The 17353-nt window shown below is 69.7% G+C and carries 17 protein-coding genes; 10 read left to right on the top strand and 7 right to left on the bottom strand.

Annotation, left to right across the window (positions count from 1 at the left end; genetic code table 11):
* Positions 1-30: 30 nt before the first annotated feature.
* Entirely contained in the window at positions 31-717 is a 687-nt protein-coding gene (locus tag AB0P25_RS18440; RefSeq protein WP_363809284.1) for a hypothetical protein, read from the bottom strand.
* Between the two features lie 174 nt (positions 718-891).
* Here AB0P25_RS18440 and dxs point away from each other — a divergent pair, with 174 nt between their 5' ends.
* From dxs to AB0P25_RS18420, 4 genes are read left to right on the top strand one after another with little or no spacing between them, the layout of a single operon-like run.
* Entirely contained in the window at positions 892-2844 is a 1953-nt protein-coding gene (gene dxs / locus AB0P25_RS18435) for a 1-deoxy-D-xylulose-5-phosphate synthase (RefSeq protein WP_363809281.1), read from the top strand.
* Positions 2845-2852: 8 nt separating this feature from the next.
* Positions 2853-3104 (top strand): hypothetical protein, encoded by a 252-nt coding sequence (locus AB0P25_RS18430; protein WP_363809280.1) that lies wholly within the window; start codon positions 2853-2855, stop codon positions 3102-3104.
* A 50-nt stretch (positions 3105-3154) separates the two neighbouring features.
* Complete coding sequence (locus AB0P25_RS18425) at positions 3155-3556, top strand: MerR family transcriptional regulator (protein WP_064109243.1); 402 nt, start codon at positions 3155-3157, stop codon at positions 3554-3556.
* Complete coding sequence (locus AB0P25_RS18420) at positions 3553-4533, top strand: aldo/keto reductase (RefSeq protein WP_363809277.1); 981 nt, start codon at positions 3553-3555, stop codon at positions 4531-4533. The genes AB0P25_RS18425 and AB0P25_RS18420 overlap by 4 nt, the downstream gene beginning before the upstream one ends.
* A 75-nt stretch (positions 4534-4608) precedes the next feature.
* On the opposite strand, the gene AB0P25_RS18415 is transcribed toward AB0P25_RS18420, so the two are convergent.
* The 4 genes from AB0P25_RS18415 to AB0P25_RS18400 form a co-directional block, all read right to left on the bottom strand.
* On the bottom strand, positions 4609-6747 hold the full coding sequence (locus AB0P25_RS18415; protein ID WP_363809275.1) for a 3-hydroxyacyl-CoA dehydrogenase NAD-binding domain-containing protein: 2139 nt from the start codon (positions 6745-6747) through the stop codon (positions 4609-4611).
* A 5-nt stretch (positions 6748-6752) separates the two neighbouring features.
* Positions 6753-7961, bottom strand: a complete 1209-nt coding sequence (locus tag AB0P25_RS18410; protein ID WP_363809273.1) for a thiolase family protein — start codon at positions 7959-7961, stop codon at positions 6753-6755.
* A 73-nt stretch (positions 7962-8034) separates the two neighbouring features.
* Positions 8035-9231 carry an HRDC domain-containing protein gene (locus AB0P25_RS18405; protein WP_363809272.1) on the bottom strand — a complete coding sequence of 399 codons (1197 nt, stop codon included), beginning with the start codon at positions 9229-9231 and terminating at the stop codon, positions 8035-8037.
* Positions 9224-9835 (bottom strand): DUF3000 domain-containing protein, encoded by a 612-nt coding sequence (locus AB0P25_RS18400; RefSeq protein WP_363809271.1) that lies wholly within the window; start codon positions 9833-9835, stop codon positions 9224-9226. The genes AB0P25_RS18405 and AB0P25_RS18400 overlap by 8 nt, the downstream gene beginning before the upstream one ends.
* 101 nt (positions 9836-9936) lie before the next feature.
* On the opposite strand from AB0P25_RS18400, the gene AB0P25_RS18395 reads away from it, so the two are divergent.
* Positions 9937-11154 (top strand): alpha/beta fold hydrolase, encoded by a 1218-nt coding sequence (locus AB0P25_RS18395; RefSeq protein ID WP_363809270.1) that lies wholly within the window; start codon positions 9937-9939, stop codon positions 11152-11154.
* A gap of 14 nt (positions 11155-11168) precedes the next feature.
* Here the strand turns inward: AB0P25_RS18395 and zapE are convergent, their stop codons facing one another.
* Positions 11169-12224 carry a cell division protein ZapE gene (gene zapE / locus AB0P25_RS18390; RefSeq protein ID WP_363809268.1) on the bottom strand — a complete coding sequence of 352 codons (1056 nt, stop codon included), beginning with the start codon at positions 12222-12224 and terminating at the stop codon, positions 11169-11171.
* 136 nt (positions 12225-12360) lie between these two features.
* Here zapE and AB0P25_RS18385 point away from each other — a divergent pair, with 136 nt between their 5' ends.
* Together AB0P25_RS18385 and AB0P25_RS18380 are read left to right on the top strand one after the other, a co-directional pair.
* A complete protein-coding gene (locus AB0P25_RS18385; RefSeq protein WP_363809267.1) occupies positions 12361-13263 on the top strand; it encodes a sulfurtransferase in 903 nt (300 codons plus the stop codon).
* A gap of 34 nt (positions 13264-13297) precedes the next feature.
* Positions 13298-13732, top strand: a complete 435-nt coding sequence (locus tag AB0P25_RS18380) for a SufE family protein (protein WP_363809265.1) — start codon at positions 13298-13300, stop codon at positions 13730-13732.
* Here AB0P25_RS18380 and AB0P25_RS18375 read toward each other — a convergent pair.
* Complete coding sequence (locus AB0P25_RS18375; protein ID WP_363809263.1) at positions 13729-14037, bottom strand: DUF4326 domain-containing protein; 309 nt, start codon at positions 14035-14037, stop codon at positions 13729-13731. The genes AB0P25_RS18380 and AB0P25_RS18375 overlap by 4 nt on opposite strands.
* A gap of 221 nt (positions 14038-14258) precedes the next feature.
* Here AB0P25_RS18375 and AB0P25_RS18370 point away from each other — a divergent pair, with 221 nt between their 5' ends.
* The 3 genes from AB0P25_RS18370 (at position 14259) to AB0P25_RS18360 (ending at position 17319) form a co-directional block, all read left to right on the top strand.
* The gene (locus tag AB0P25_RS18370) at positions 14259-15542 is read left to right on the top strand and encodes an ammonium transporter (RefSeq protein ID WP_363809261.1); all 1284 of its coding nucleotides are present in this window, start codon (positions 14259-14261) and stop codon (positions 15540-15542) included.
* A gap of 81 nt (positions 15543-15623) precedes the next feature.
* Positions 15624-16898, top strand: a complete 1275-nt coding sequence (locus AB0P25_RS18365; RefSeq protein ID WP_363809260.1) for an ammonium transporter — start codon at positions 15624-15626, stop codon at positions 16896-16898.
* Positions 16807-17319, top strand: coding sequence for a type II toxin-antitoxin system PemK/MazF family toxin (locus AB0P25_RS18360; RefSeq protein ID WP_363809259.1), 513 nt, complete (start codon positions 16807-16809; stop codon positions 17317-17319). Before AB0P25_RS18365 ends, AB0P25_RS18360 begins: the two co-directional genes overlap by 92 nt.
* Positions 17320-17353: the final 34 nt, after the last annotated feature.

Here is a 17353-nt window from a genome sequence, read left to right as displayed (position 1 = left end):
GAGCCCCCAGTCCCGTACGGCGCCGGGGGCTCAGTTCGTTCGGGCGAATTCCGGCCATTCCGCGTAGAAGGCGTCCAGCGCCGCCGACAGCGGCTCGTGCTCCACGAACCAGCGACGAGCGGTCGGGTGGACGCTGTTGATGACGTCGCGCATAGCCCTGCGTTTGCCGCGGAGGTCTAAGCCGAACACCGGCTCGTGGTGAGCGATCCGATTGCGGAAGTCGCAGACGATCGACACAGAGCGCGCGATCTGGTCGACTCGGACTCCCTGACGGTTCGTGAACGCGTGCTGGAGCGCTTCGTCCCACAGCGCTTCCTTCCATCGGTGGCGCTGCGAAGGGAGGAGGTTGCGCCACACACCGAAGGTGAATTGCGCGACGATATCGTCGTGGTTGACCGGCCGCCGGCCTCGTACACCCCGAGCAGCATGGTCTCGGGCCGCACGAAGCCGGTCGGGCGGGAGCACGGACGCGAGGAGCGGCGCCGGGTCGCGGGCCCATTCAGGCGTCCTATGCACCGCGCGGTTCCAGCTCCGCAACTCCCGGTCGAGCGCATTGCGAAGTATCACCTCGCAGTAGTGGACTGCCGTGTGAGCAGTGCCACTGATGTGGGCGTTCGCGCGGTACAACGTCAGCGCTCGCGTTTCGTCACCTTTGCAACGCGCAAGGTACGTACCGATGCGCGGTTCGCTGAAATAGGTCACGATGTCTGCCGCCATTCCGCGAGCGTAGTAATCTCTTGAGCAGGACGTCGGCAGTACTAACGACGTCACGCTCTCAGGGGCCCGGGTTCGCCCGGGCCGCTGTGTTTAACCGGAACCGATTGCGGACTTCCACCGGTCAACCGCACGTTCCGAGCCTCTGCCCATTCGCGCGAGCCTAGACTCGAACGCATGGGCATCCTCGAGACCATCCACGGTCCGCGCGACCTCGACCGTCTGACCGACGGTGAGCTGGTCCAGCTCGCCGCCGAGGTGCGGGCGTTCCTGGTCGCCAACGTGGCGAAGACCGGCGGCCACCTGGGCCCCAACCTGGGCGTGGTCGAGACGACGATCGCCATCCACCGGGTCTTCGACTCCCCGCGGGACGCCATCGTCTTCGACACCGGCCACCAGTCGTACGTGCACAAGCTGCTGACCGGCCGCCAGGACTTCTCGCAGCTGCGCCAGCGCGGCGGCATGGCGGGTTACCCGCAGCGGTCCGAGTCGGAGCACGACATCGTCGAGAGCTCGCACGCCTCCTCCTCGCTCTCGTGGGCGGACGGCATCTCGCGTGCCTTCGAGCTGACCGGGCAGAAGGATCGCCACGTCGTCGCGGTGGTCGGCGACGGAGCGCTCACCGGCGGCATGACGTGGGAAGCGCTCAACAACATCTCCGACGACAACAACCGCAAGCTGATCATCGTCGTCAACGACAACGGCCGGTCGTACGCGCCGACGATCGGCGGCATGGCGCGGTTCCTCAACACCGTGCGCACTCGCAAGAGCTACCGCAGCCTGTACCTCACCTCGCAGGCCGCCTTCGACAAGCTCGGCACACCGGGTCGCTCCTTCTACCGCGGGGTCCGCGGCGGCCTCCACGGGTTCCTCAGCCGCTTCTCGAACAACGAGGCGCTGTACTCGAACCTCGACATCAAGTACATCGGCCCGATCCACGGGCACGACATCGAGGCGATGGAGGAAGCGCTCCAGCAGGCGAAGAACTACGGTGCCCCGGTGATCGTCCACGCGATCACGCAGAAGGGCCGCGGTTACGAACCGGCGCTGCGGGACGCGGCCGACCAGTTCCACGCCGTGGGCAAGATCGACCCGGAGACTGGCGAGGCGATGGAGTCGTCCACGCAGCCGTCGTGGACGGGCGTCTTCGCCGACGAGATCGTTCGCCTCGCCGAGAAGAACCCCAAGATCGTCGGCATCACCGCGGCGATGCTGCGTCCGACCGGCCTCCACAAGCTCGCCGAGCGCTTCCCCGACCGCGTCCACGACGTCGGCATCGCCGAGCAGCACGCGGCCACCAGCGCCGCGGGTCTCGCGTTCGGCGGCCTGCACCCGGTGGTCGCGATCTACGCGACCTTCATGAACCGCGCGTTCGACCAGGTCCTGATGGATGTCGGCCTCCACAAGGCGGGCGTGACCTTCGTCCTCGACCGCGCGGGAGTGACGGGGCCGGACGGACCGAGCCACCACGGTATCTGGGACCTCGCGATCCTGCAGGTCGTTCCGAACATCCGGCTCGCCGCGCCGCGCGACGGCACGCGCTTCCGTGAGGAGCTGGCCGAGGCGGTCGCGGTGGAGGATGCCCCGACGGTGCTGCGCTTCCCGAAGGGTCCTGTGCAGCCGGACATCGAGGCGGTGCGCCGCCTTGACGACGGGGTCGACGTGCTGCTCGAGGGCGACCGCAAGGACGTCCTGCTCGTCACCGTCGGACCGATGGCCGACCTCGGGCTGAAGGTCGCCGAGCGGCTGGCGGCGCAGGGGATCGGCGCGACCGTGGTCGACCCGCGCTGGGTCGTGCCGGTGCCGAAGAGCATCCTGTCGCTCGCGGCGGAGCACCGCATCGTCGTGACGATCGAGGACGGCATCCGCGTCGGCGGAATCGGCACGCGCGTCCGCCAGGACCTGCGCGGAGCGGGCATCGACACCGCCGTCGACGAGCTGGGCCTGCCCGACGCGTTCATCGACCACGCGTCGCGCGATCAGATCCTCGAGGACGCGGGGCTCACCCCGCAGAAGATCGCCCGCGACCTCGTCGCGCAGGTGCTCGGCAGCCGCGTCCCGATCGCACGACCCCTGCCCGACGACGCCCCCGCCGACGAGACTCCCGCTGCCAAGAAGCCCGGCGCCTGAGCGCCGACGTGACCCCCGCGGACAAGCGACGCTACCTGGTGGTGTACGACTACGGCATGGGAGGTCTCTGGGGACTCCTGTTGGCGCGCTCGGAAGCCGATATATCCCTTCGTTATCCCGAGCTCACGGTGGTGGACGCGCGTCCCGCGTGGATGTCTCCCGAGGATTTCGCGAGGATTGAACGCCTGGACGCGTACGACATCGACGACGCGCCCACAGGGATGCTCAGGACCGTGGTGGCCGACAGGGCGGCCGACTGATTCCCGCGCTCGGTTGACTTTGAGTGCACTCTAAGTCGTAACGTGACGGTATGACGGACACACGGACGGCGATGTCGATCTCCGACGTCGCCGAGCGGACCGGACTCACCACCCACACACTGCGCTACTACGAACGCGAAGGGCTCATGCTCTCGCCGGTCGAGCGCGCGTCCTCCACCCACCGGCGCTACACCGAGGCGGACGTGTCGTGGGTCGGCTTCCTCACCAAGCTGCGCTCGACCGCCATGCCGATCGCCACCATGCGCCAGTACGTCGTGCTGGCGCGCCAGGGCGACGGGACGGAGGCGGAGCGGCTGGAGCTGCTGCTCCTGCACCGCATGGCGGTGGTGCGGCAGCTGGAGGAGATGACGGCGAGCCTGGCGGCCATCGACTACAAGATCGACCTGTACCGGCGCACCGTCGAGCAGGTCACGGAAGGGAACGACGCATGAAGACGATCGCACTGGGAACCGAGAAGCTGGAGGTCTCGCAGCTGGGCCTCGGCTGCATGGGCATGTCCGCGTTCTACACCGGAGCGGGCCAAGACGAGGCGGGCTCCATCCGCACCATCCACCGGGCGATGGAACTGGGCGTCACGTTCTTCGACACCGCCGAGATCTACGGCCCCTACACGAACGAGGAGCTGCTGGCGAAGGCGTTCGCCGACGGACGCCGGGACCGCGTGGTCATTGCGACGAAGTTCGGCAACATCCTGCACCGCCAGAACGACGAGCGCGGGCTGGACGGCTCGCCCGAGAACCTGCGCCTCGCCGTCGAGGGCTCGCTGCGCCGGCTGAACACCGACCGCATCGACCTCTATTATCAGCACCGGATGGACCCGAACACGCCGATCGAGGACACCGTGGGCGCGCTGAAGGAGCTGATCGATGAAGGCAAGATCCTGCACTACGGCCTCTCGGAGGCGGCGCCGGCGACCATCCGCCGCGCGAACGTGGTGCACCCGGTCACGGCCATCCAGACCGAGTACTCGCTGTGGACCCGCGACCCGGAGGCCGAGGTTCTGCCGACCGTCCGCGAGCTCGGCATCGGCTTCGTGCCGTATTCTCCGCTGGGCCGCGGATTCCTGACCGGCACCATCCGCTCGCTCGACGACCTGTCGGACGACGACTTCCGCCGCTTCAACCCGCGGTTCGAGGGCGACAACCTGGAGGCGAACATCCGCATCGTCGAGCAGGTGGACGAGGTCGCCCGCGAAGTCGGCGCGGCACCCGGCCAGGTGGCGCTGGCGTGGCTGCTGTCGAAGGGCGACGACATCGCGCCGATCCCCGGCACCACGAAGGTGAAGAACCTGGAGCAGAACGTCGCCGCGACCGAGTTGACCCTCTCGGAGGACCAGCTCGCCCGCCTGGACGCCGTGGCCGCGCCGGTCGGCGACCGCTACCCCGACATGTCGACGGTCAACCGCTGACCCGCTGAACGATGAGACGCAACACGCCGTTATCCGGTCCGGATAACGGCGTGTTGCGTCTCATGGCGGGGGTGCTTACGCGACGCCCTTGATCGGCGGATGGTGGAACGTGTCTCCGAAGACGCGCTCCGACGCTCCCACCCGGTCCAGGTACGGCGTGATGCCGCCCATCTGGAACGGGAAGCCCGCGCCGAGGATCATGCAGAGGTCGATGTCCTCCGGCTCCTCGACCACGTGGTCGTCGGCCAGCATGCGGTGGATCTCGTCGGCCAGGCCGTCCTCCAGCGTGCGGAGGATCTGCTCCTTCGTCCACGGGTTCTTGCCGCCCGAGACGATCTTCGCGGCGCCCTTGTCGAGACCCTTCACCTTGCCCTTGGCGTCCTTCTCCAGCAGCGTGCCGTACTCGGCCAGCTTGTGGAGGTTCTCGGAGCGGTAGAACCGGTCCGGGAACGCCGCGTGGTGGGTGTCGAGCACGTGCGCGCCGACCTTCAGCCCGACCAGGTCGAGCAGCTGAGAGGGCGGCATGGGCAGACCCAGCGGTGCGATCGCCTCGTCGACGACCTCGAACGGCGTCCCGTCGTCGACGGCGTGCATCGCATCGCCGAGGATCTTCGCCAGGATGCGGTTGACGACGAAGCCGGGGGTGTCGGCGGTGATGACGGCGTTCTTCTTGAGTGCGGCGGCCGTCACCATGGCGGTGGACAGGGTGGCGTCGTCGGTGTGCGGCGTCTTCACGACCTCGATCAGCGGCATGACCGCGACCGGGGTGAAGAAGTGGAAGCCGACCAGACGCTCCGGGTGCTTCAGCTTCGCGCCGATCTGCTCCACCGACAGCGACGACGTGTTGGTCGCGATGACCGCCTCGTCGGACAGGAACGGCTCCACCTCGGCGAAGACGTCCTGCTTGACGGACAGCTCCTCGAACACGGCTTCGATGACCCAGTCGCAGTCCGCGAAGTCGGCCTTGTTCGTCGTGCCGGTGACGAGCGCGCGCAGGCGGTTGGCCTCATCCGGGGAGATGCGGCCCTTCTCCTGCAGCTTGCCGATCTCGTCGTGGATGTACGCCACGCCCTTGTCGACATGCGCTTGGTCGAGGTCGGTGATCACGACCGGCACACGCAGCCGCCGCACGAAGAGCAGCGCGAACTGGCTGGCCATGTAGCCGGCGCCGATGACGCCGATCTTGGTGACCTTCTTCGCGAGCTTCTTGTCGGGCGCTCCTGCGGGGCGCTTCGCCCGCTTCTGCACCAGGTTGAACGCGTAGATGCTCGCCTGGAACTGGTCGCCCGAGATGAGCTCCGCCAGGGCGTCGTCCTCGAGCGCGAAGCCGGCCTCGCGGTCGTTCGACTTCGCGGCCTTGAGCAGGTCGAGGGCCTTGTACGGGGACTTCGGCACCGTGCCGATGCGCGACTCGAGCATCTTGCGGGCGATGCCGATGGCGGCGTCCCACTTGACCATGCGCTCGAGCTTGCCCGGCTCGTTCGGGCGCTTCACGACGACGGCGCCGGTGAGGACCTTGTCGGCCCACCGCAGCGAGTCCTCGAGGAAGTTCGCCGAGTCGAAGATCGCGTCCGCGATGCCGAGGTCGAACGCCTCCTGCGCCTTGAGCATCCGGTTCTGCTTGAGCGGGTTCTCGACGACGACCTTCAGCGCGTTCTCGATGCCGATGAGGTTCGGCAGGATGGTCGCGCCGCCCCAGCCGGGGATCAGGCCGAGGAAGACCTCGGGAAGCGCGAACGCTGCCGTGTTGCGGTCGATGGTGCGGTAGTCGGCGTTGAGGCCGATCTCCACACCGCCGCCGAGGGCGAGGCCGTTCGTGAACACGAAGGACGGGACACCGAAGTGCGCCTGCTTGCCGAGGACGTAGTGGCCCAGCTGGGGGAGCAGCTTCGCGACCTCGACACTGGGGATGTCTCCCACGCGGCTGAGGTCGGCGCCGGCGGCCAGGATGAACGGCTTGCCGGTGACGGCGACCGCGTCGATCTCGCCGCGCTTGGCGCGCTCGGTCAGCTCGTCGAAGACGCGGCCGAGCTCCATCAGCGTGGCGGGGCCCAGGGTGTTGGGGCGCGTGTGGTCGCGGCCGTTGTCGAGGGTCACCAGCGCGAGGCGCTTGCCGCTGGGGAGCGGCACATCCTTCACGAAGGCGTGGGTGACGACCTCGTCGTCGGCGACGGCCTCGAGCGGGCTGAAGTCGATCTTGCTGTAGTCCGTCACGCTTCTCAGCCCTTCCGCGCAGCGCGCTTGTCGTAGTTGGGGTTCTCCCAGATCACGGTGCCGCCCTGGCCGAGACCCACGCACATCGCAGTGATGCCGTAGCGGACCTCGGGGTGCTCGGCGAACTGCGCGGCGAGCTGGATCATCAGGCGCACCCCGCTCGCGGCGAGCGGGTGGCCGATGGCGATCGCGCCGCCCCACTGGTTCACGCGCGGGTCGTCGTCGGCGATGCCGAAGTGGTCCAGGAACGACAGCACCTGGATGGCGAACGCCTCGTTCAGCTCGAACAGCCCGATGTCGTCGATGCTCAGGCCCGCCTTGCGCAGCGCCTTCTCCGTCGACGGGACCGGGCCGATGCCCATGATCTCCGGCTCCACACCGGCGAACGCGAAGCTCACCATGCGCATCTTCGGCGTGAGGCCGAGCTCCTTCACCGCGTCGTGCGATGCGAGGAGGGACGCGGTGGCGCCGTCGGTCAGCGGCGACGAGTTGCCCGCGGTGACCCGGCCGTGCGGGCGGAACGGGGTCTTGAGGGTGGCGAGACTCTCCATGTTGGTCTCCGGGCGCATGCCCTGATCCTGCGTGGCCAGGCCCCAGCCTTCCTCGGACCGGATCGCGACCGGAATGAGGTCCGGCTGGATCTTGCCCGCCTCGTAGGCGGCGGCGAGCTTGTGCTGGCTGCGCATCGCGAAGCGGTCGGAGCGCTCCTTGGTCAGCGCCGGGAAGCGGTCGTGGATGCGCTCCGCGGTCATGCCCATGTTGAGCGCGTCCTCTGCGACCATCTTCTCGCTGAGGAAGCGGGGGTTGGGGTCGGCGCCGAAGCCCATCGGGTGGCGGCCCATGTGCTCCACGCCGCCCGCGATGACGAGGTCGTAGGCGCCGAACGCGATGCCGGAGCCGAGCGTCGTGACGCTCGTCATGGCGCCCGCGCACATCCGGTCGATCGCGAAGCCGGGAACCGACTTCGGCAGGCCGGCCAGGAGAGCGGCGGTGCGGCCGAGGGTCAGGCCCTGGTCGCCCTGCTGGGTGGTGGCGGCGATCGCCACATCGTCGATGCGGTCCTTGGGCACCTCGGGGTTCCGCTCCATCAGGCCGATCATCGCCTTCACGACGAGATCGTCCGCGCGGGTGTTCCAGTACTGCCCTTTTTCGCCGGCTCGCCCGAACGGAGTACGGACTCCGTCGACGAACACGACTTCGTTCCTATCGGCCACAGTGCCTCCCAAATCAAGGTCGGAAACGATCCTAGGTACACGACTGTGCACGAAAAGAATCGTTTGATCCTTCCTACGAAACGGGCTCGGACCCCTCGTCGGCGCTTTGGGTGCTTTCCACAAACGCCTGGGCGATCACCTGTGCGGTTGCGGCAACCTGCCAGGGTCGGGCACCGTGCGCGGACAGGGCCTCGCCGACCGTCTCCGGCGTGATCTCGGCCGGGGGAGTCCACGCCACGCGCCGCAGCGTCTCCGGCGTCAGCAGGTTCTCCAGCGGGATCGCGCGCTCCTCCGACACGGTCGTCAGCGCTGCGCGGGCGGCCTTGAGCCGGGCGTCCGCCTCCGGATTGCGATCGGACCAGGCGCGCGGCGGTGGGAGGCTGTCGCCGTTGCCCCGCAGCACCGGCAGGTCGTCGGTCGTGCGTCCGGCCTCGATAGCGGCCCACCAGCGGTCGAGCTCGCTGCGGCTGGCGCGGCCGGTGAATTCGCGCAGCGACGCCAACGCGCGCTTGCTCTCCGGCATCGCCTTCGCAGCGGCGGTCAGCGACGCGTCGGGAACCAGACGTCCCGGAGCGGTGTCGAGCTCGCGGGCAAGCGCATCCCGGCTCAGCCAGAGCTCGCGGGCGACAGCGAGGTTCCGCAGGCCCCGGATGGAGTGGATGCCAGACAGCCGCCGCCATGGCTCGGCGCGCACCGGCGTGAGCTCCCGGACCAGCTCGTCGGCGAACTCCTGCCGGGCGATGTCCATCTTCCCGGACTCGTCGAGCAGCGCCGCGATGGCGTCGCGCAGGTCGGGCAGCAGCTCCACATCCAGCGCCGCGTAGTTCAGCCACGGCTCGGGAAGGGGACGCGTCGACCAGTCGGCCGCGCTGTGCTCCTTCGCGAGGTGGATGCCCAGCAGCTCCTCCACGACCGTCCCGAGTCCGACGCGCGGCATCCCTAGCAGACGTGCGGCCAGCTCGGTGTCGAACACGATCGAGGGGTCGAGGCCCACCTCGCGCAGGCAGGTGAGGTCCTGGGTGGCGGCGTGCAGCACCCACTCGTCGTCGTGGATGGCGTCGTTCAGCTCGTCGAAGCGGCCGATCGCCGGCGGGTCGAAGAGGAACGTGCCGGACCCGCGCCGGAAGACCTGGATGAGGTACGCACGCTGCGAGTACCGGAAGCCGCTGGCCCGCTCGGCGTCGACCGCGACCGGGCCCTCTCCCGCGACGATCCGCTCGACGGCCCGCAGGTAGCCGTCCCGGCTGTCGATGACGGTGTGCTCAGCCACGCGGTGTCCTTCTCGGCGAGGCCGCCCGCGTGCTCAGCAGGCTGACCCCTTCGCCGGTCGGGGGGAGGCCGGCGAGCATGCACAGCAGCTCGCCCCATCCCTCGACGTGCGCCGAGACGTCCGACTCCAGCGGGCTCCAGGAGGCGCGCAGCTCGATCTGCGACCCGTCGCCCTGGGCGGCGAGCTCGCCGAACCCGGTGGAGATGATCTTGGTGGCGGTGCCGCTGGCGGCGGTGTAGCGGGCATGGCGGGCGTCGAGCGCATCCACCAGCCACGACCACGCGACGTCGGCGAGGAACGGGTCGAGCCCGATGTCGGTCTCGAGCGGCGCCTGCGCGAAGCAGACGATGCGGAACGGGCCGCCCCACGCCTCCGGCTCGTCGGGGTCGTACAGCAGGATGAAACGTCCGGTGCCGAGGTCCGAGTCGCTTCCGTGCCGTGCCGGCCGGACGTCGGCCGCGAGCGCGACCGAGTACGGCGCCAGCTGTGCGGGCGCGGGGATCTCCTCGATGACGAGCTCCGGTCGCGACACTGCGGCGCGGATGGACTGCAGCGCCGTGGCGAACTCCGCCGGATGCTGCGGTGGGGATGTCGGTGTCGGCACGCTTCGAACACTAGAAGCCTTTGCCGTGTCCGGGTAGTAAGGCACGCCGCCTGGAGAACTCCTGAGGACGCGCCGGGGCCGCCGCCGGTACAGTGCACACTATGGCGGCAAGCGGCTCGGGTTCGGCGTTCGGCAAGGTGCTCGGGACGGCGGCCGTCGTCGCCGGGGGACTGGTGCTCGGCGCCGCCGCGACAGCCGCCTGGGCGACCGCGCGCGTCGCCCGCACCGTGATCACGCCGGTCCGTCGGCGACCGCAGAACCAGCTCATCCGCTCGTTCGACGAGACCGCCGGGACGGTCGCCCTCCGCGACACCCCGGACGCCGCGATGCCCGGCCGGTTCGGCCTCTGGTGGGGGAACGAGGCGGCGTATGCGAAGCTCGGCGGCCTGATCGAACGCGAGGACGGCACGGTCGTGCGCGAACTGGAGCGCGTCGAATTCGGGACGCTGCGCGCCGGCCGCGCGCGGATCAGCGGCTACTACTACCTCCAGCCGGAAGAGCTGGGCCTGGAGGTGACCAGCGTCGAGATCGCCACCGACCTCGGCGAGGCGCCGGCGTGGGTCTTCCCCGCGCCGCCGGCGGCGGACGACGGACGCTGGGTCATCCAGGTGCACGGCTGGGGCGCCTCCCGTCAGGAGGGCCTGCGCGCGGTCCGCACTTTCCACGACGCCGGTTTCACCTGCCTGCTCGCCTCCTACCGCAACGACGGCGACGCTCCGGAGAGCATCGACCGCCGCTACGGTCTCGGCGGGACGGAGTGGCGCGACATCGAGGCGGCCATCCACTACGCCGTCGAGCATGGCGCCCGCTCGATCGTCCTCATGGGCTGGTCGATGGGCGGAGCCGTCGTGCTGCAGACGATCACCCGCTCGACGGCGCTGGACCACGTGACCGGCATCGTCCTGGAGTCGCCCGTCATCGACTGGATCGACACCCTGGAGTACCAGGGCAACCTCCTGCGCCTGCCCGACATGATGACCCGCGCCGCCATGCGCCTCATCGAGTCGGAGTGGAGCGGGCCGATCACCGGCCAGGGCGCCCCGATCGACCTGCGGAGCATGGACTTCGTCGCCCGCGCCGCCGAGCTGAGCCTCCCGATGCTCATCCTGCACAGCGACGACGACGGCTTCGTCCCCTCCACCGGCTCCCGCGCGCTCGCCGCGGCCCGCAGCGACATCGTGACGCTGGTGCCCTTCGACACGGCGCTGCACACGAAGCTGTGGAATTACGACGAGGCGAAGTGGTCGGGAGCGATCACGGAGTGGCTGAGGGAGCACGTTTCGGCGACGGCGGCTCCCGTCGGAGACCCGGTCGCCTGACGTCCGGACGTGCGTCAGTCGTCGTGCGGCGGCAGCTCGCCCGCGGTGAGCGCGATCATGCGCGACATCGACCGCAGGTACTTCTTGCGGTAGCCGCCGCCCAGCATCTCGTCGTCGAACACGTCGTTGAGCGCGACACCGGTCTGCACGATCGGGATCTCGGCGTCGTACACGCGGTCGATGAACGCGACGAGACGGAGCGCGGCCATCTGGTCGTGCAGCACCTCCACGCCCGTCAGCCCGATGACATCGACGCCCTCGATGATCTTGATGTAGCGGGACGGGTGGACGGTCGCGAGGTGCGCGATGAGGTCCTGGAAGTCGTCGCTCGTGACGGTCTCTCCGCGGCCGGCCATCGTAGCGATGATGCGCTCGTAGGCGTCCGGCTCCACGGTGACCGCCGCGCCGGTGGTGTCGCGGCGGCGGTAGTCGAGGCCGTCGATGCGGATGGTCTGGAAGTTGGACGACAGCGACTGGATCTCGCGAAGGAAGTCGCTCGCGGCGAACCGCCCCTCGCCGAGCGCGTTCGGCGGCGTGTTGCTGGTCGCCGCGATGCGGGTGCCGGAGGCGACGAGCTCGCCGAGCATCCGGGTCATCATCATGGTGTCGCCCGGGTCGTCCAGCTCGAACTCGTCGATGCAGATCAGGGTGGAGCCGCGCAGCAGGTCCACCGCGCCCGCGTAGCCGAGCGCGCCGACCAGCGCCGTGTACTCGATGAAGGTGCCGAAGTACTTCGGCCCGGGAGCCTCGTGCCAGAGCGCGGCGAGGAGGTGCGTCTTGCCCACGCCGAAGCCGCCGTCCAGGTAGACGCCCGGCTTCATCGCCTCCACCTTCTTGCGGCTGCGGCTGAACAGGCCGGCCGGCCGCTGCGGCTCCCAGGTCTTCGCGAACAGCTTCAGGGTGGCGACGGCCTCCGCCTGCGACGGGTAGTCGTGGTCGGGCCGGTACGACTCGAACGTCGCGTGCTCGAACTGCGACGGCGGCACCAGGCTGGCGGCGATCTCGGCGCCCGTGATCTGGGGCGAACGGTCGGCGAGGCGGGGGAGGGCGCCGGTCTGCTCGAGGGTCATGACGGGTTCTGCACCTTTGTGTCGAAGTCTTACCGCGGCCGTTCTCAGCCGCCTACGCTGGACGTAGATTCCTTGGCGTCGCAGGCTCTCCAGCCTATCCCCGCGACCTCACCTCGTCTCCGGGAGGGACACACGCATGACCATCGAGACCGACCCGTCGCCCGAGTTCGCCGGCTACGCGCATCCGGAACGGCTGGTGAGCACCGAATGGCTCGCCGGCCGCCTGGGCGAACCGGGGCTCGTCGTGGTCGAGTCCGATGAGGACGTGCTGCTCTACGACACCGGCCACATCCCCGGGGCGGTCAAGATCGACTGGCACACCGACCTCAACGACCCGGTCGTGCGCGACTACGTCAGCTCCGAGCGCTTCGCCGAACTGCTCGGCTCGAAGGGCATCGCGCGCGACACCACGGTGGTGATCTACGGCGACAAGAACAACTGGTGGGCCGCGTACGCCCTCTGGGTGTTCACGCTGTTTGGTCACGACGACGTCCGCCTCCTCGACGGCGGCCGCGACAAGTGGATCGCCGAAGGGCGTGAGCTGACCCGCGACGTCCCTCAGCCGACCCCTGTCGACTACCCGGTCGTCGAGCGCGACGACACCGTGATCCGCGCCTTCAAGGACGACGTGCTCGCCGCCCTCGGAACGCAGCCGCTGATCGACGTGCGCTCGCCGGAGGAGTACAGCGGCGAGCGCACCGAGATCCCCGGCTACCCGACCGAGGGCGCCCTGCGCGCCGGCCACATCCCGTCGGCGAAGTCGGTGCCGTGGGCGAAGGCGGCCGCACCGGACGCGACCTTCAAGCGCCGCGCCGAGCTTGAGCAGGTCTACCTCGAGGGCGCCGGGCTGAAGCCCGGCGACGACGTCATCGCCTACTGCCGCATCGGCGAGCGGTCCAGCCACACCTGGTTCGTGCTCACCCACCTCCTCGGCTTCGAGAACGTCCGCAACTACGACGGTTCGTGGACGGAGTGGGGCTCGGCCGTGCGTGTCCCGATCGTCACGGGTGCCGAGCCGGGCGTGGTCCCGGCCCGCTGACCGGGTGTCCCCGAATCCGACGTAGCCTTGAAGGGTGACTGAACTGACGGGCGCGCTCGCCGAGATCCGCGACGACTTCCAGGCGCTGGAGCAGAACGACCGGCTGCAGCTGCTGCTGGAGTTCTCCGACGAGCTGCCGGAGCTGCCCGAGCGCTACCGCGACCACCCCGACCTGTTCGAGCGGGTCGAGGAGTGCCAGGCGCCCGTGTTCATCTTCGTCGAGGTGGATGCCGACGGCATCGTGCACCTGTACGCGACCGCCCCGCAGGAGGCGCCCACCACGCGCGGCTTCGCATCCATCCTGGTCCAGGGCCTCGAAGGTCTCACCGCCGACGAGGTGCTGGCGGTGCCCGACGACTTCCCGCAGACCCTCGGCCTCACGCAGGCGGTCTCGCCGTTGCGCATCCGCGGCATGTCGGCTCTGCTCGGCCGCGCCAAGCGGCAGGTGCGGGAGAAGGTGGCGGCCTAGGCCGTCGGTCGCCGATTCGCGACCTCCAGCAGCACGTCGGCGTGGCACGCCTGATCGAGCCGGCACCAGCAGGCCAGGTTCCTGCCGGCGAGCCGGGCGCGGATCTCCTCCGGGTCCGGGTAGCCCACCGCGACTCGCTCCGCGGGGTCGTCGAGCATCGCACGGAACGCGGCGATCGCGCGCTCGCGCCCGAGCTCGGCGACCGGGAACGGGTTGCCCCACCTCGTCGGCCTCGCGACGACGACCGTGTTCTCGGGTTTGCGCCAGCCTTTGCGGCGGCTCAGCTGGATACGCTGTGGGCTCACGCCGCACCTCCCTTCCGCCGTCCAGCCGACGACCCGGCTGTTTCCCTACGCCTGCGCGGCGCATCGGCAGTATCCGGAAACACAGTGTTTACACGCGACCCGGATGCGTAACAACCGCGAAACACGAGCATCCCTCCACGGAAACCTCTCGGCTCGAAACTGGCTCCACCCCGAAACCCCCATGAACCCGCGGGGCTTGCACAGAGAGGCAGATGATTCGCATGGTGCTCCACACAGCAGCGGACTACGCGGAGGCAGGGACGGTCAACGCCCTGTGGCTCCTCGTGGCCGCGGCCCTCGTCCTGCTGATGACCCCCGGCGTCGCCTTCTTCTACGGCGGCATGGTTCGGGCCAAGAGCGTCATCAGCATGATGATGATGAGCTTCGGCGCGATGGCCCTCGTCGGCGTCCTCTGGGTCGTCTACGGCTACGGTCTCGCGTTCGGCCCCGCCTCCATCCCTCACTTCCTCGGCACCCCGGACTGGTTCCTGTCGAGCCTGATGGGCAAGGACGGCATCACCCCCGACCTCGGCGGTCTCGCGTTCGCCGGCTTCCAGGCGACCTTCGCCATCATCACCGTGGCCCTGATCTCGGGCGCGATCGCCGACCGCGCCAAGTTCGGCTCGTGGATGGTGTTCGCCGGCATCTGGGTGACGGTCGTCTACTTCCCGGTCGCGTACTGGGTGTTCAACCTCGCCGACGGCTGGGCTCCCGCCGTCCTCCACGTGAACGACTTCGCCGGTGGTACCGCGGTCCACATCAACGCCGGTGCCGCGGGTCTCGCCCTGGCCCTCGTCCTCGGCAAGCGCGTCGGGTTCCAGAAGGGGATGTCCAAGCCGCACAACGTCCCGCTGACCCTTCTCGGCGCTGCCCTGCTGTGGTTCGGCTGGTTCGGCTTCAACGCCGGTTCCGAGGCCGCGGTCGACGGCGTCGCCGCGATCGCCTGGGTCAACACCCTCGCAGCCCCCGCAGCCGCGACCATCGGCTGGCTGATCGTCGAGAAGATCAAGGACGGCAAGCCCACGTCCATCGGCGCCGCGTCCGGTGCCGTCGCGGGTCTGGTCGCGATCACCCCGGCCTGTAACATCCTGACCCCGGGCTTCGCGATCCTCCTCGGCCTCGTCGCCGGTGCCGTCTGCGCGCTGGCGATCGACCTGAAGTTCCGCCTCGGCTTCGACGACTCGCTCGACGTGGTCGGCATCCACCTGGTCGGCGGCCTCATCGGTACCCTCTGGATCGGCATCTTCGGCTTCACCCACGTCTACAACAGCAAGGGCGAGGCCACGGACCAGTTCTCCAGCCTCCTCTACGGCGGCAGCTTCTACCAGCTGGCCGTCCAGGCGGTCGGTGCCTTCGCGGTTCTGATCTACTCCTTCGTCCTGGCCTACGCGATCGGCTGGGTCATCCAGCGGACGATGGGCTTCCGCATCAAGAACGAGGACGAGCTGGCCGGCGTCGACACCGTCGTGCACGGCGAGGAGGGCTACGCGCTCGAGACGGTCTGACCGTCCTTCTGCCCGACACGGACGGGGCGTCGCCTGCTGGCGGCGCCCCGTCCCGTCGTTCGGCCTCGCTAGGGTGAGAGGGTGATTCCGGTTCGAGGGAGCACCGCGGCGCAGGCCACGCCCGACCAGGTGGATGCGCTGCTCCTGTTCTTCTGCGGCGCGCTCGTGCTGCTCGCCGCCTTCGGGCTGGCGTTCTACGTCGGGGGCCTCGGCGGCCGCGCCCGGGCGGCGCGAGCGTTCCGGTTCGTGCTGCTCGGCCTCGCGGTCACCGTCGTCCTCGCGGTGGCCGGAGGCTACGGGATGGTCGCGGGCTCCCCGCTGATCGGTCACCTGCTCGGGATGCCCGACCCCGGCCTGGCGTCGCTCGCCGGCACCGACCCGGCCGCCGCGTCCCCCTACCCGCTCGCCCGCGCCGGATACGTCATCGCCGTGCTCGTGCTGTGCACGTCCGTCGTCGCCGTGGCCGTCGCCTCGCGGCTCACCCTGCGCGCGTGGATCGTGTTCACCGTCCTCTGGCTGCCGCTCGTCGTCTTCCCCGTCGCGTACGGGGTGTTCTCGCTGGACGACGGCTGGGCCGTCGCCGGCCTCCGCGTGGTCGACTTCGGGGGAGCCCTGCCGATCGTCGCCGCGGGCGGAAGCGCCGTGGGCGTGCTGCTCGCGTGCGGACGCGGTGAGCACCAGCAGCCGCATCCCGTCACACCGTCGCTGCTGGCGTTCGGCGGCGCCGCGCTCTGGGTGGGATGGCTGGGCCTGGTGGTCGGCTCCGAGGGCTCACTCGACGCGTACGCGCCGCTGATGGCCATCGGGGCGTTCGTGGCGTCCGCGACCGGTGTGCTGATGTGGATGGTGGTGGATGCGGTGCTCCTGCGGCGCCCGGCCCTCACCAGTGCGCTGTGGGGCGCCTTCGCCGGCCTCGTGTCGGTGACTGCCGCTTCCGGTGTGCTCACGCTCGGCTGGGCGATGCTCGTCGGTGCGCTGTCGGCGCTGGCCTGCGCCACGATGGTCGACCTCGCCGCCCGCGCGCGCTTCGGGCCGTCCCTGACGCTCTGCGTCGTGACGATCGTCGGGGGACTGGTCGGGCTGCTGTTCCCCGGCCTGTTCGCCAGCGGGAGCGGCATGGTCGACAGCGGCAACTTCGACCTGTTCATCGCCCAGGGCATCGCCGGGATGGCCGTGCTGCTCTACGCGACCACGGCGTCGCTGCTTCTGGCGCTGGCGCTGCGCTTCACGGCGGGGCTCACCCGCATCCGCTATGGTGCCGGACGTGGCCTCCCTGCGCAGCGTCCTGTCCTCCCTGAGCGCGATGCTGCGCCCGTCGCGGACGGCGTCGCCCGCCAGGCCGACCCCGGCCGCTGAGCCCGGTCGCGCCGGTCCCGGCGCCACACAGCAGGTCGACCCGCGGTCGCTCGGCCGCATCCGGACCTCGTACGAACCGCGCCTGGACGGCGACGCCGACCCGGGCGAGATCGTCTGGACCTGGGTGCCCTACGAGGAGGCCGACGGGCGCGGAAAGGACCGCCCGGTCCTCGTCGTGGCGAGCGAGCCGGGCGGGACCGTGCTGGCGGTGGCGCTGACCAGCCAGGAACACCCCGGACGACCGGAGTACCTGGCGATCGGCTCGGGGGACTGGGATGGCCGCCACCGCCCCAGCTTCGTCCGGATCGACCGCGTGTTCCGGCTGCACCAGTCCGGGATGCGCCGCGAGGGGGCGGCCCTCGACGCGCGCCCGTACGAGACGGTGCGGCGGGCGCTGTCGGCGCGGTACGGGTGGCGGTGAGCGACGGAGATCCCGGGACTCCGCGTCCGAAACT

It is taken from the genome of Leifsonia sp. NPDC077715 (assembly GCF_040686855.1).
Lineage (GTDB): Bacteria > Actinomycetota > Actinomycetes > Actinomycetales > Microbacteriaceae > Leifsonia.
Note: the sequence above shows the minus strand (reverse complement) of the source record. Positions and strands in the feature narration are given on the sequence as shown.